The sequence below is a fragment of the Corynebacterium qintianiae genome, from assembly GCF_011038645.2.
GTDB classification, from domain to species: Bacteria; Actinomycetota; Actinomycetes; order Mycobacteriales; family Mycobacteriaceae; genus Corynebacterium; species Corynebacterium qintianiae.
Genome location: NZ_CP064955.1, coordinates 1423316 through 1437696 on the forward strand (window position 1 = coordinate 1423316; position 14381 = coordinate 1437696).

At 65.5% G+C, this 14381-nt stretch carries 14 protein-coding genes; 5 read left to right on the forward strand and 9 right to left on the reverse strand.

The genetic code is table 11. The features are described 5' to 3' along the window. Positions 1-63 precede the first annotated feature (63 nt). Genes G7Y29_RS06995 through G7Y29_RS07015 form a run of 5 tightly spaced genes read left to right on the forward strand, consistent with a single transcriptional unit; the run spans position 64 to position 6882 of the window. A complete protein-coding gene (locus G7Y29_RS06995) occupies positions 64-1317 on the forward strand; it encodes an amidohydrolase (RefSeq protein ID WP_165002587.1) in 1254 nt (417 codons plus the stop codon). Positions 1318-1377: 60 nt separating this feature from the next. After that, on the forward strand, positions 1378-3771 hold the full coding sequence (locus tag G7Y29_RS07000) for a glycogen/starch/alpha-glucan phosphorylase (RefSeq protein ID WP_165002588.1): 2394 nt from the start codon (positions 1378-1380) through the stop codon (positions 3769-3771). Beyond that, positions 3772-4233 carry a nucleoside deaminase gene (locus G7Y29_RS07005; RefSeq protein ID WP_165002589.1) on the forward strand — a complete coding sequence of 154 codons (462 nt, stop codon included), beginning with the start codon at positions 3772-3774 and terminating at the stop codon, positions 4231-4233. Between the two features lies 1 nt (position 4234). Next, positions 4235-6166, forward strand: a complete 1932-nt coding sequence (gene pabB, locus G7Y29_RS07010; RefSeq protein WP_165002590.1) for an aminodeoxychorismate synthase component I — start codon at positions 4235-4237, stop codon at positions 6164-6166. Next, on the forward strand, positions 6163-6882 hold the full coding sequence (locus G7Y29_RS07015) for an aminotransferase class IV (RefSeq protein ID WP_165002591.1): 720 nt from the start codon (positions 6163-6165) through the stop codon (positions 6880-6882). Before pabB ends, G7Y29_RS07015 begins: the two co-directional genes overlap by 4 nt. Here G7Y29_RS07015 and pyk read toward each other — a convergent pair. From pyk to hisH, 9 genes are all read right to left on the reverse strand, one after another. After that, complete coding sequence (pyk, locus tag G7Y29_RS07020; RefSeq protein WP_165002592.1) at positions 6872-8293, reverse strand: pyruvate kinase; 1422 nt, start codon at positions 8291-8293, stop codon at positions 6872-6874. The two genes, G7Y29_RS07015 and pyk, sit on opposite strands and share 11 nt — an antisense overlap. 49 nt (positions 8294-8342) lie before the next feature. Continuing rightward, positions 8343-9341 carry a prolipoprotein diacylglyceryl transferase gene (gene lgt, locus G7Y29_RS07025; RefSeq protein ID WP_165002593.1) on the reverse strand — a complete coding sequence of 333 codons (999 nt, stop codon included), beginning with the start codon at positions 9339-9341 and terminating at the stop codon, positions 8343-8345. A 47-nt stretch (positions 9342-9388) separates the two neighbouring features. Next, positions 9389-10216 (reverse strand): indole-3-glycerol phosphate synthase TrpC, encoded by an 828-nt coding sequence (locus G7Y29_RS07030; RefSeq protein WP_165002594.1) that lies wholly within the window; start codon positions 10214-10216, stop codon positions 9389-9391. 68 nt (positions 10217-10284) lie between these two features. Then, complete coding sequence (locus G7Y29_RS07035; protein WP_165002595.1) at positions 10285-10977, reverse strand: TIGR02234 family membrane protein; 693 nt, start codon at positions 10975-10977, stop codon at positions 10285-10287. A 9-nt stretch (positions 10978-10986) separates the two neighbouring features. Beyond that, entirely contained in the window at positions 10987-11340 is a 354-nt protein-coding gene (gene hisI, locus G7Y29_RS07040) for a phosphoribosyl-AMP cyclohydrolase (protein WP_165002596.1), read from the reverse strand. Then, positions 11337-12110, reverse strand: a complete 774-nt coding sequence (hisF, locus tag G7Y29_RS07045) for an imidazole glycerol phosphate synthase subunit HisF (RefSeq protein WP_165002597.1) — start codon at positions 12108-12110, stop codon at positions 11337-11339. The genes hisI and hisF overlap by 4 nt, the downstream gene beginning before the upstream one ends. 14 nt (positions 12111-12124) lie before the next feature. Continuing rightward, the gene (locus G7Y29_RS07050) at positions 12125-12916 is read right to left on the reverse strand and encodes an inositol monophosphatase family protein (protein WP_165002598.1); all 792 of its coding nucleotides are present in this window, start codon (positions 12914-12916) and stop codon (positions 12125-12127) included. A gap of 34 nt (positions 12917-12950) precedes the next feature. Continuing rightward, entirely contained in the window at positions 12951-13715 is a 765-nt protein-coding gene (priA, locus tag G7Y29_RS07055) for a bifunctional 1-(5-phosphoribosyl)-5-((5-phosphoribosylamino)methylideneamino)imidazole-4-carboxamide isomerase/phosphoribosylanthranilate isomerase PriA (protein WP_165002599.1), read from the reverse strand. A 10-nt stretch (positions 13716-13725) separates the two neighbouring features. Next, a complete protein-coding gene (gene hisH, locus G7Y29_RS07060) occupies positions 13726-14376 on the reverse strand; it encodes an imidazole glycerol phosphate synthase subunit HisH (protein WP_165002600.1) in 651 nt (216 codons plus the stop codon). Positions 14377-14381: the final 5 nt, after the last annotated feature.

The window sequence follows — 14381 nt, forward strand, 5'->3', positions numbered from 1 at the left end:
ACTAGTGTGGGTGATGCGACACTTTATGTATCCAGGCACCGACGTTGAGGAGTGATCACCCGAATGAGCGCGATCAGCGCAATCATTGACGGCTACGAGGTCGACCCGGTCTGGCAGCGCCGACTGTACGAGCTGCTCCACGCAAACCCCGAGCTGTCGATGCAGGAGGAGGAGACCCACCGCCGGATCCTCCACGAGCTCAAGCGCTTCGACTGTGAGGTGATCGCCCCCGTCGGGACTTACGGTGTGGTCGCTCTCTTCCGCAACGGGGACGGCCCGACCGTTCTCTTCCGCGCGGACTTCGACGGACTTCCGGTCACCGAGGACACCGACGTGTCCTACGCGTCGCACAAGACGATGACGGGGCCTGACGGTAAAACCGTGGGCACTATGCACGCCTGCGGCCACGACGTGCACACAACCGCGCTCATGAGCCTGTGCGATTTCATGGACAACACCCGAGACTCCTGGTCCGGCACCTTCATCGCACTGTTCCAGCCAGGTGAGGAGACTTCGGAGGGCGCCATGGCCATGGTGGATGACGAGCTGACCACCCGCGTGCCCCGCCCCGACGTGTGCTTCGGCCAGCACGTGATGCCCGGCCGCGCGGGCCAGGTGATGTCCAAGGCAGGCCCGCAGTTCGCGGCCTGCGACTCCATCCGCGTCACCATCCCGGGCCGAAGCGCCCACGGTTCGATGCCCCACAACGCGGTCGATCCCACGTTCACGGCCGCCATGATCATTACGCGCCTGCAGGGCATCGTCGGCCGCGAGGTCGACCCTAGCGATTTCGCCGTGGTCACCGTCGGCACCATGCGCGCCGGGTCGGTGACCAACATCATCCCGGCGAGTGCGGAACTGACTCTGAACTGCCGCTTCTACTCCGACAAGACGAAGGCCAAGGTCTACGCCTCCATCGAACGCGTCGTGCACGCGGAAGTCCTCGCCTCCGGCATCACGGACAAACCCGGCATCGAGTACTTCGCGCACGGAGAACTGCTCTCGAACGATGCCACCGTGTACAACAAGGTCCGCCCCGCGTTCGACGAGGTTTTCGGCAGTGACTCCGTCAATTCGCCGCGCAAGACCGTTTCCGAGGACTTCCCGTTTATCCCCATCGCCTTCGGCGCGCCCTATTTCTTCTGGCTCATCGGCTGCACACCGCGCGAACAATGGGAGGCTGCGGTGGCCTCCGACCGCGTCACCGAGGACGTGCCTGTCAACCACATGTCGACCTTTTTGCCGGAGTACGAACCGACGGTCAGTTCCGCTACCCGCGCTGCTGCGGCTGCTGTGCTGACATATCTGGCGCAGTAGCGCCATCCCGGTAGGCTCGGGAAGCGATTCAACACCCGACAAAAACGTGAGGCTACGACGATGACTGATTCTGCCCAACCCTCATTCACGCAATCCGTGCCCGGCCACGTCCGCGGTTTCTCCGGCGCGCGCCCCGAAAACTCCACCGTGAAGAAGTACTGGACGGGCTTGTCCGCGGCCGTCCTCGAGCGGATCGCCGACGACTGGGACGCCACGCGCAAGGCGTACGCCGCGACGCGCCGCCAAGCTTATTTCTCCGCCGAGTTCCTGCAGGGCCGCGCGCTGCTGAACAACCTGACCAACCTCGGGCTTGTCGACGAAGCGAGGCAGGTGGCAGCCGAGCACGGTTTCGAACTCACGGATGTGCTCGAAGCCGAGCACGATGCCGCGCTGGGCAACGGCGGCCTGGGCCGTCTCGCCGCCTGCTTCCTCGATTCCGCCGTCACCCTCGACTACCCGTTGACCGGCTACGGCCTGCTCTACCGCTATGGCCTTTTCCGCCAGGAGTTCGTCGACGGCTTCCAGAAGGAGCACCCGGACGCCTGGAAGGAATCTTTCTACCCGTTCATCGTGCGCCGGGGCACCCAGCAGCGCGTTGTCAGATTCGACGACATGAGCGTGCGCGCAGTGCCCTACGACATGCCGATCACGGGTTACGGCACCCGCAACGTGGGCACCCTTCGCCTGTGGGACGCCAAGCCGATGCACGAGTTCGACTACAACGCGTTCAACTCGCAGCGCTTCTCCGACGCGATTCTGGAGCGCGAGGCCGTGCACGACCTGACCCGCGTGCTCTACCCGAACGACACCACGTTCGCCGGCAAAGTGCTGCGCGTGCGCCAGCAGTACTTCTTCGTCTCTGCCTCGCTGCAGGAGATGATTGACAACTACATCGAGCACCACGGTGAGGACCTCTCCGGCTTCCATGAGTACAACTCCGTGCAGCTCAACGACACCCACCCGGTGCTCGGCATCCCCGAGCTGATGCGCCTGCTCATGGATGAGCACGGCATGGGCTGGGAGGATGCGTGGGAAGTGACCACCAAGACCTTCGCCTACACCAACCACACTGTGCTGGAAGAGGCGCTGGAGAAGTGGGACACCGCCATATTCAAGCAGCTGTTCTGGCGCATTTGGGAGATCGTCGTCGAGATCGACCGCCGCTACCGCATCGACATGGAGTCCCGCGGCATGGCGCCGCAGGACGCGCACCACTTCTCCCCCGTCCACGATGGACAAGTGCACATGGCGTGGATTGCCTGCTACGGTTCCTACTCCGTCAACGGTGTAGCCGCGATGCACACCGAGATTCTCAAACGCGAGACTCTGAGCTACTGGTACGGGATGTACCCGGAGCGCTTCAACAACAAGACCAACGGCGTCACCCCGCGACGCTGGTTGCGCATGTGTAACCCGCGCCTGTCTGCCCTGCTGGACCGCCTCAGCGGCTCCGACGCTTGGGTGACGGACCTGCCGAGGCTCAAAGAGCTGCGCCGCTACGAGGACGACGAGTCGGTGCTGAACGAACTTCGCGAGATTAAGGCCGCCAACAAGCGCGACTTCGCCGCGTGGATCTACGAGCGCCAGGGCATCGAGATCGACCCCGACTCGATCTTCGACACCCAGATCAAGCGCCTCCACGAGTACAAGCGCCAGCTGATGAACGCGTTGTACATTCTCGATCTCTACTTCCGCATCAAGGACGACGGTGAGCGCGACTTGCCGAAGCGCACCTTCATTTTTGGCGCGAAGGCCGCACCGGGTTACACGCGCGCCAAGGGTATTATCAAGCTCATCAACGCCGTCGGTGAGCTGGTCAACAACGACCCGGATGTGTCGCGGTACCTCACGGTGGTGTTCGTGGAGAACTACAACGTTTCCCCCGCCGAACAGATCATCCCGGCCACTGACATCTCCGAGCAGATCTCCACTGCGGGCAAGGAGGCATCCGGCACGTCGAACATGAAGTTCATGATGAACGGCGCGCTCACCCTGGGCACCATGGACGGCGCGAACGTCGAGATCGTCGAAGCTGTCGGCGAGGAGAACGCCTATGTTTTCGGTGCCCGCGAGGAGGACTTGCCGGAGCTCACACGCAATTACAACCCCGCCGCGCTGTACGAGACCGTCCCGGGCCTCAAGCGCGTCCTGGATGCGCTCGTCGACGGCACGCTTGACGACGCCTCCACCGGCGCATTCCACGACATCCGCGGTTCCCTTCTCGAGGGCCACGGAACCGCTCCCGACGTGTACTACGTGCTAGGCGACTTCGCGGACTACCGCGCCACCCGCGACCGCATGAGCGAGGAGTTCTACGCCGACCCGCAACATTGGGCGCGCATGTGCTGGATCAACATATGCGAGTCCGGCCGCTTCTCCTCCGACCGCACGATCAACGATTACGCCACCGAGGTCTGGAACCTCCAGCCGACCCCGATTCATCAGGGAAAGTAGATGGCGCGCGATCTTTTGCAGCGCGCGATCGACATCGCGACAGAATCCGCGTCGACCGACGGCGGGCCGTTCGGCTGTGTCGTCGTGACGTCCAGCGGGGGCGTCTACGAGGGACGAAATGACGTCGTGGCCGCCGTAGACCCCACCGCTCACGCGGAGATCCAGGCCATCCGCAAAGCGTGCTGCGCGGAGAATACCCACGACCTTTCAGGTGCCGTCCTCTACGCTTCGGGTGAGCCGTGCCCGATGTGTTTCGCCGCCATTCACTGGGCGCGCATCGACGAGGTTTACTTCGCCGCCACCCACGACCAGGCCGCCGCAGCGGGTTTCGACGACTCCTTCATCTCCGACGTCGCCTGTGGCCGCGTCGCGGACCCGTTGCCTTTCACGCACATGCCGAACAACCGCGATAACGCCCCGTTTGAAGCCTGGGAGTGCAACCCGGACAGGGTCGAGTACTGAGTTGATCCTTCTCGTTGACAACAGGGACTCGTATACCTTTAACCTGGCCCACCTCATTGCCGCTGCAGCGGGCCGGGAACCGGTGGTGGTGCGGGCGGACGACGTGGAAGCGTCCGCAGTCTGCGACCGCATCCGGGCAGGCGAGTTCACCCACGTCGTCATTTCCCCCGGCCCCGGTACGCCGGAATCCGAGACCGATTTCGGCGGTTCCCGCGCCGTCATCGAAGCGGCGCGCGACATTCCTGTCCTCGGGGTCTGCCTCGGCCACCAGGGCCTAGCCTGCCTCGCCGGCGCTCGCGTCGGCCGAACCACACCGCGACACGGTTACCTCAGTCGCGTTTCACATTCCGGGGAGGGCATCTTCACCGGCCTGCCCCAGGAGTTCTCGGTGGTGCGCTACCACTCGCTGCACATCGAGACGGGGGCGGATGCGGGCGTTGACGCAGAGACAACCGCTGGCGGGATCCGCATCCACGCCCGCAGTGAGGACGGGGTTGTCCAGGGCCTGGAAGTGGTCGGTCGGCCGCATTGGGGAGTGCAGTTCCACCCCGAGTCCGTGCTCACGGAGTACGGCGAGAACCTCATGCGCAACTTCCTGGCACTGGCACCCGCGCCCACCACGTGGCGGGTCGCCCACCGGCAGGTGGAGATCGACTTGGACACCGAGGCGACGTTCCGGGCGCTGCGCGGTGGAAACGGCGACGCGTTCTGGCTGGACTCCGCCACCGGGACCGGTTTTACCGTCATGGGCACCACCGCCGGTTCGCTCTCCCGCGCCCTTTCGTACCGCCGCGGAGAGGTAGACATTCTGAACCAGCTCGACGCCGAGCTCCGTGACGGCATCCTCACCGAAGGCCTGCCCGACATCCCCTTCACCGGCGGATGGGTGGGTTACCTCGGTTACGAGTGCGCGGCGCTGACCCTGCCCGGATTTTCCCCCGGCCACGCCAGCGCGCACCCGGACGCCTTCTTCATCCGGCCCCAGTCGTTCCTCGTATACGACCACGCCGCATCTCGCGCGCACCTCCTGGTGCTGCACCACGGTCAGAACGAAGGGAACAGCGAAACAGCAGACCTGATGAGGATCTTGCGCTCTGCCCTGCGGACGGAGGCGGCGGCGGCGGCGGGGGCGTCGATAAGCCAAGGCGCCTGGCGGCTCACGCGCGGCGAGTACCGGGAGCGCTTCGAGCAAATTAAGCAGGCACTGGCCCGCGGCGACTCCTACGAGGTGTGCCTCACCGATACTCTCGAGGCCGCAACCGACGCGGACGGGCTCGACCTCTACGCGCGGCTGCGACGCGCCAACCCCGCCCCCTACGCGGCCTATCTCGCCCTCGGAAATCTGGAGGTGCTCTCCAGCTCGCCCGAACGCTTCCTCACCGTGCGCGAGGGCACCGTCGAGACCAAGCCCATCAAGGGGACCATCCCGCGCAGCCAGCCGCCGTCGTTGCTTCTCGACGACCCCAAGACGCGCGCCGAGAACCTCATGATCGTCGACCTGCTCCGCAACGACCTGGGGCGCGTGTGCTTGCCCGGCACGGTGCATGTGCCCACGCTCATGGCCGTGGAAACCTACGCCACCGTCCACCAGCTCGTCTCCACGGTAACCGGGAAACTACGGCCCGAGACGAGCCTTATTGATCTCTTGCGGGCGACGTTCCCTGGCGGGTCCATGACCGGGGCGCCAAAGGAGCGGACCTGCGAACTTATCGACGCCCTCGAGGCCGGTCCGCGCGGGATTTACTCCGGTTCAATCGGCTATCTGGGTTTAGACGGCTCCGCCGACCTCAGCGTCGTGATCCGCACCGCCGTCAAGCACGGTTCCACCGTGACCGTCGGCGCCGGCGGGGCGATTGTGTGGGATTCGGATCCGGACGCGGAGTACGCGGAAATGCAGCTGAAAGCCCGGGCGGTGTTGCGGGGGCTCGAATGAACTCTTATCTGTGGAACAGCGAGTGGGTGCCGACAGACGCGCCTGCGGGCACCTTCGACCGCGCGGAATCGTGGCGCCACCTGCACGGGCGAGCCAGCGGGCTGGACGCACACATCCGGCGCTTTGCCGGGGCACCGGTCCCCGTTCCGCCCGGCATGTGGGAGGCTGCCGTGGAGTTGCTCGACCCGGCCCAGGACCTCTTTCCACGCGTCACGGTGTCCGGCAAATTGTTCCGCCTCGACATCCGCCCCGCCCCGCCAGCCCGCGCCACGACCTCACTCACTGTCACCGGCGCCCCTGATCCACGGAGAACTCCCCTGGTCAAGGGCCCCGACCTGGTCCGGCTCGCCGATCACCGCGCCCGCTACCTCGTTTCCGGCACCGATGATGTTGTCCTCGGGCGGTACGCCGAAACGACGACCGGCGCACTTGTGGGTTGGGAAGGTGATGTACTGGTCGTGCCCCAGGCGGAGCACCTGCCGTCTGTTACTCAGGCACAGGTCATGGAGCGGGCACGCCACGTCGGTCTGCGAGTGCGCATTGGAAACCTGGGCCCCACGATGCCCCTGTGGTTTCTGAACTCGGTGCACGGGATCAGTCCCGTTGACTGGGTTGTCACCCAGGAAGCGCGCGTCCGCGTTCCCGCACGCCCGGATTCTCCAAGGTGGGCGGCGTGGTGGTGGGACAGTTTCCAGCGCCCCTGGCTTAAGGGTTGAGGGTGTCCTCGCCGAGCTGGTGAACATGGATCGTGTTCGTCGTCCCCGAAACTCCGGGCGGAGTGCCGGCGACAATGACCATGGTGTCGCCAACGTTGAAGGCGCCGGTATTGAGCAAGTACTCGTCGACAAGCTTCACCATCTCGTCGGTGTTGCTCACCGGCGGGCAGAGGAACGTCTCCGCACCCCACGTCAACGCCAGCTGAGAACGCACTTGCTGGACCGGCGTGAACACGAGTAGCGGATGCTCCGGGTGGAGGCGGGCGACGCGGCGGGCCGTGTCACCCGATGTGGTGAAAGTGACGATCGCACGGGCGTTGAGGCGGGTGGCAATGTCGTGCGCGGAGTACGAGATCACGCCGCGCTTGGTGCGCGGAATGTGGTTCAGCGGCGGAACGTTGCCCATGGTCTCCGCCACGCGGACGATACGTCCCATGGTGCTCACCACGTTATGCGGGTCGACGCCGATAGAGGTCTCACCCGAGAGCATGACGGCGTCCGCGCCGTCGAGCACGGCGTTGGCCACGTCGGAGGCCTCGGCGCGGGTCGGGCGGGAGTTCTCGATCATGGAATCGAGCATCTGGGTGGCCACGATGACCGGCTTAGCGTTCTCGCGCGCGATCTGGATCACACGCTTCTGCACGAGCGGGACCTGCTCGAGCGGAATCTCCACGCCGAGGTCACCGCGGGCGACCATGACGGCGTCGAATGCGAGGATGATCGACTCGAGTGAATCGACCGCCTCCGGCTTCTCCAGCTTAGCGATAACGGGTACGCGGCGGCCCACCTCGTCCATGACCTCGTGCACCAAGTCGACATCCGAGGGTGAGCGCACGAAGGACAGGGCGATGAAGTCGACACCCAAGTTGAGCGCGAAACGCAGATCCTCAATGTCCTTCTCGCTCAGCGCGGGAACGGAGATGTCCATACCCGGCAGAGAGACACCCTTGTTGTTGGACACAGGTCCGCCCTCGGTCACCCGTGCGACAACGTCGTTGCCGTCGACTTCGGTGACAACGAGGGCGACCTTGCCGTCGTCGACGAGCAGGCGGTCGCCCGGCTTCGCGTCCTGGGCCAATTGCTTATAGGTGGTGGAGACTCGGTCATGGGTGCCCTCGACATCATCGACGGTGATGCGGACTTCCTCACCTGTGTCCCACTGGGTTTTGCCCTCAGAGAAGCGGCCGAGGCGAATCTTCGGGCCCTGCAGATCGGCGAGGATGCCGACAGCGTGGCCGGTTTCGTCGGTGGCCTCACGAACCCACCGGTAGTTCTGCTCGTGGTCGGCGTGGTCGCCGTGGGAGAAGTTCAGGCGGGCCACATCCATGCCGTCGCGCACGAGGCCGACAATGGCGTCTTTGCTGGCCACAGCCGGGCCAAGGGTACAAACAATTTTGGTTCTTCTGTCCACTCTATCCACAACGTCCACCAGCTTCGCTTCGCTACGGGGTTTTTCCGGGTTACTTTTCGTGCGGCTCGGAGCCGTCTTGCGCTTCCCTACCGTACCGCTTTGCGGGTGTGTTCGCCGATGAGGAGGACGCGGAGGCTGGGGAGGTGGCTGTGGCGGCCACGTTCCCCTGGCGCACCGCGACGGAACTGCGCCGCGGATCCACCTCGGACGGGTCCTCCTGGCCGCGCGGCAGACGCAGGAAAACGATCAGGGCGACGATGAACAAGATGGCGGAGACCCAGGTGTTCACTCGCAGGCCGAGGATGTGGTTCGCCTCATCGGCGCGCATGAGCTCCACGAAGAATCGGCCAAGAGCGTACCCGGCGAGGTAGAGGGCGAAAACGCGGCCGTGGCCGAGCCGCCAGCGCTTCTCCGCCCACAGGAGGAACACGAACACCACCAGGTTCCACAGCAGTTCGTAGAGGAAGGTCGGGTGCACGCTGGCAACAATTTCCCCGGTGGAACGGCCCGTCAACGGGGCATACCGCCCTGCTGCATCGACCCGGTAATAGATGTCGAGGGCCCACGGAACGTCGGTGGGCCGGCCGTAGAGCTCCTGGTTGAACCAGTTGCCCAGGCGCCCAATCGCCTGGGCAAGGATGATGCCGGGGGCGATGGCGTCAGCAAACGGCGCCAGCGGAACCTTCTTGTAACGGAACAGGGCCCACACCGCGAAAAACCCCAGCGCCACGGCGCCGAGGATGCCGAGGCCGCCGCCGGCAACGTTGAACGCCTGCCAAGGGTCTCGCCCCGGCCCGAAGTATTTGTCGTAATCCGTGATCACATGGTACAACCGGCCGCCGATGATGCCGGCCGGAATGGCGACGATAGCGGCGTCCCACACCACGTCCGGGTCCCCGCCCTTCGCCTTGTAGCGGCGCAGCGTCAGCCACAGAGCAATAATGATGCCTGTGATGATGCAGAGCGAGTAGGCGCGGATCGGGACGGGCCCGATGTGCCACACGCCCTGCGGCGGGGAGGGGATGTTGGCCAGGATCATGGTTTCCACGACCCATAGTGTGCCCGACTACGGGGCAGAACGGGAATTGGAACGCGCTAGCTCCGGGAGGGGCAGGCTGGGTGCTGGCCGGCAGCAGCGAGCCGGCAGGTGGCGGACTCGACGTCCTCGGAACTCATCACAGCCTCCGCGGCGAGGACGGCGTCGGCGCCTGAGGACGCGGCGTCGATAAGATCGCGGGCGGTGCGCACGCCGCCGAGGCTGATTTTGATCACTTCAGACGGCAACCCCGGCGCGATCTCTGCGAATGCGTCGGGGTTGAGCGAGTTGGTGTCGAACGTCCAGGAGTTCACAGCGATGACGGTGGCGCCGGCGCACAGCGCTCGGTCGGCTTCCTCACCGGTGCGTACCTCCGCCATCACCTCCATTCCTAAAGATTCGGCTCGGTCTAACAGGGCTTCCAGCCTGTGCTGATCGAGGATGCCCACCTGCAGCGGGATCATGTCCGCGCCGTAGCAGCGGGCCTCGTGGATCTGGTACGGGTCGACGATGACGTCGCGGCACACCATGGGCAGCTCTACGGCGTCGCGGGCATCGGCCATGTCGTTGAGGGAGCCGTCGAAACGCAGGCGCTCGGTCTGGCACGCGATGAGGTGAGCCCCACCGGCCTCGATGGCGCGGGCGACGTCTTCTATCTGGGTCTCGCTTTGAGCGAAAGGCGCGGTTGGCCCAAAAACGGGCGAGTTACGCTTGATCTCGACAATCACTCCGCAGCCGTGGCGTAGCAGGGCGGCACGGGCGTCGCGCGTCGGAGCCATCGCGCGGGAGCGCGCCTTGATGTCCTGGAAAGAAATGACGGACTCCCGCTTCCCCACGTCGCGAAGCACGGCTGCGACGACGCCGTCAACCACTCGTGCAGTATGCATGGCGCTCTCCCTTCCACCTGTCCCCAAGATTAACCGTGCGCTGCCAGGTTCCGGAAATCGCGCTCCGCTTAGATTCGCGTACCGGCGTTGCCCCCGGCAGGGTTCGAACCATCCGGCGAGGGGTCTGTCGGATCAATGTCCGCGTCGAGCGCGTCCCACAGCACGCGGCCGGAATCGGGATTCTCCTCTAAATCGGTACCGATCTTCTGCTTGCGCACGGCCTCCGTTTCGTACTTGTTCAACTTGGCGGAATCCCTGCCAGGACGCAGAGCCACCGCCGCGCCGCCCGCGATGGCGAGCGCGAAACCGAGCGTGGTCAGCGCCAGGTTTGCGGAATTGAGTTCCACCGACGTCAGCTCCGCCATGCCTGAGACGGACCCCGCACGCGCCTGGACGTCCTCTGCACCTGCGGTGAGGAGGACCCGGACGCGCTCCGGATCGGCGCCGCCGGTAAGCAAAGTCATGGGGGAAACCACCGCGACGGCGGCGGCGAGGGCGCAGATGGCTCCAATGACGCGTCGGGGAAGCCGCCGCAAAGCGAGAACCGCGATTGCGGCGGCGACGAGCAGAAGCGACACGGCCGAGACCTCTGTCGACCACTGTGCACCCGACAGGTCGCGAACCCCTCCCCCGACGCGGTCGTCGAAGTAGCTGACGTGCATCCACGGCGCGCGGGAAAATAATGCGACCGTGACGCCGCCGAGTCCAAGGCCGGCCGCACCCAAGCGCGACAGGCCCTTATCCACGGTTTGCTGTGCCATGCCCCGATCCTAGAGCAGCTGGTCGGCGTCGAAGCACGTGCGGTCCCCGGTGTGGCAGGCGCCGCCGACCTGTTTGACAGTCACCAAAAGGGTGTCCCCGTCGCAGTCCAACCGGACACCGGTGACCTCCTGGATATTTCCTGAGGTCAGGCCCTTGACCCAGTATTCGCCTCGTGAGCGGGAATAGTAAGCGCCCCGGCGCGTGGCCAAGGTGTAGGCGAGAGCGTGATCGTCCATCCACGCCATCATGAGCACTTCACCGGTTCCGTCAGCCTGAACGACCGCCGGGACAAGTCCCGCGTCGTTTCGCTTGAGCCTCGCGGCGATCGCGGGGTCGAGCTGGTAATCCGCCGGGGTGCTCAACGTACGGCCTGACCGGCGCCGCGCAGCGCCTCCTTGACCTCCGCGATGGACACTTCTCCGAAGTGGAATATCGAGGCTGCGAGCACGGCATCTGCTCCCGCCTCCACGGCGGGCGGGAAGTGCGCCGCCTCCCCAGCACCGCCCGAGGCGATGACCGGGATAGAAACTGCCGAACGGACTTTTTCGATGAGCTCGATATCGAAACCGGCCTTGGTGCCGTCGCCATCCATGGAATTGAGCAGGATCTCACCAGCACCCATCCGCTCGCCGGTGCGGGCCCATTCCACAGCGTCGATGCCGGCCGAGCGGGTGCCTCCGTGCGTGGTGACCTCGAAACCGGACGGCTGCGGCACGCCGCCTTCCGGCACCCGGCGCGCGTCGACGGAGAGCACGACGCACTGCGCGCCGAATCGCTGAGAGAGCTCGCGCAGCAAATTGGGATCCGAGATCGCCGAGGTGTTTACGCTGACCTTGTCGGCACCGGCGCGCAGCAGCTCGCGGACATCGTCCACACTGCGCACTCCCCCGCCGACGGTGAGCGGGATGAAGACTTGCTCGGCGGTACGGCGCACCACGTCGAGCATCGTGCCGCGGTCCTGTTTGGAGGCGGTGACATCGAGGAACGTCAGCTCGTCGGCGCCCTCCGCCCCGTAGCGCTTGGCCAGTTCCACGGGGTCGCCCGCGTCGCGCAGGTTCTCGAAATTTACGCCCTTGACTACGCGCCCGTTGTCCACGTCGAGGCACGGAATAACTCTGATCGCGACACCCATGTTGCAGCGCCCTTTCACTTGGAGGAGACGGATCTCATCGTACTGAGGGCGATCTTGTGCGCCCGCCGGGTGCCCGCGATGGCGCCGACGGCATCCATCGTCCACGGCTCTCCGTCCGGCCCCGTGACCACCGCACCGGCGCAGCGCGCGAGCAGTATCCCGGCGGAGTTGTCCCACAGGTGCGGTGAGAAACTCACCGCTGCCTGGTAGATGCCCTGGGCGACGAAGGCGAAGTCGACACCGACGGAACCGGAGATGCGCGGGCGTAAATCCGTGTCGGCCAGAGTGGCGATCATGTTGAGCCGCACGTCCGCCGGGTAGCGTTCGGAATCGGGCGAGCGGACGGAGCCGACACCCACCTGAGAAGCCGCAGTGGTGTCGGAGCCGATCCGCGGCAGGGCTTGGCCGTTGAGGTGGACGGCGGAGCCCTCCACCCCGGTCAGCCGCATATCCATGAGCGGGATGTCGGTGATCGCCACCGCCGGCTGTCCGTCGCGGATCAGCGAGACCAAGATCGAACAGTTCGGATTACCCGATGAGTAGTTCGACGTACCGTCGATAGGGTCGACGATCCAGCAGGCCGAGGAGTTCAGATCGCCGCCCTGCTCCTCGCCGTAGACGGGGATGCCGGTCTCCTGGGACAGGCGGGTGCGCATGAGGGACTCGATCGCGATGTCCGCCTCCGTGGCGAAATCCCCGGATGCTTTGAACAGTGCGGGCGCCGCGCCGAGATGGGAAATGAATAGCTCGCGCGCCGAAGCGACGACAGACTCCGCAATCTCCAGGTACTGCTCGTTGCTATCCATATCGCTACTTTAGCCGTAGTAGAACTCGCGGGTATCAGAACTCGCCGCGCATCGCCGAGTCGGCTGCCGCGTCGACCGCTTGCAAAACCTCGCGCAGAGTGAAGCGGTGCTCGTACAGCGCCTTGCCGATAATGACGGAATCAATGCCTTCGTCCGCGCAGCGCGCAATCTCGAGAACGTCGTCGATCGTGGAGACCCCTCCGCTCGCGGTTACGGAAGCGTCGGTGGCCGCCGAGACGTCCCGGAGCAGCTCGACGTTGGGCCCGGTCAGCGTGCCGTCGCGGCTGACGTCAGTGACCACGAAGCGGGCGCACCCGGCCGCGTCGAAAAACTCGACCACCTCCCACAGGTCGCCGCCGTCGGACGTCCAGCCGTCACCCTTGGTACGCCACTGGCCGTTCTCCTCGCGCACCGCGATGTCGACGGCGATGGCGTCGCCGTAGCGCTTGATCGCGTCCACCGTCCACTCCGGGTTCTTCAGCGCGGCGGTGCCGATGTTCACACGCTTCGCACCGGTTGCCAGCGCCCGCTGCAGCGAGACGTCATCGCGGATTCCGCCGGTCAGTTCTACGTTGATGCCGAGCGCGCGGGTGATTTGCGCCATGAGCTCGTGGTTGGACCCGCGCCCGAAGGCGGCATCCAGGTCCACGAAATGCAGCCACTGTGCGCCCTCGTCGCGCCACCGTTCAGCGGCTTCAAGAGGCGCGCCGTAGCTCTTTTCGGTGCCGGCCTCGCCTTGGTCCAACCGCACCGCCTGACCGTTGACGACATCTACGGCGGGAAGAAGTGTGAAACTCATGCGAACGAGTCTAACGGAGCGTACGGACCCAGTTTCGCAGAAGAGCCAAGCCCGCCTCACCCGACTTCTCCGGGTGGAACTGGGTGGCCCACAGTGGGCCGTTCTCTACCGCCGCCACAAAGCGATCCCCACCGTGCTCGGCCCACGAGACCGCCGGAGGCGCGATGAACTCGTCGGCCTCCATGTCCCACGACCGCACACCGTAGGAGTGCACGAAGTAGAAGCGGGTCTCAGGATCGCACCCGGCAAACAGCTCGGAGCCATCCGCGGCATCCACCGTGTTCCATCCCATGTGGGGCAGCACGGGGGCCTTGAGCTTATCGACGACCCCCGGCCATTCGACGAGCCCCTCCGTGTCCACGCCATGCTCGACCCCGTGCTCGAACAGCACCTGGAAGCCGACGCAGATCCCCAGCACCGGGCGCCCGCCCGCGAGCCGCTGCCCGATGGCGCGCGGGCCGTTCACCGCCCGCAGGCCCTGCATGCAGGCGGCGTACGCGCCGACCCCCGGGACAACGAGCCCGTCGGCCTCGACGGCGAGCTTCGGGTCGTCAGTGACGGTGACGGCAGCTCCGACGTGCTCCAGCGCGCGCTGGGCGGAGCGGATGTTCCCGGCGCCGTAGTCAAGTAGCACAACGGTGGGTGAAGCGGTCGCAGTCATAGTTG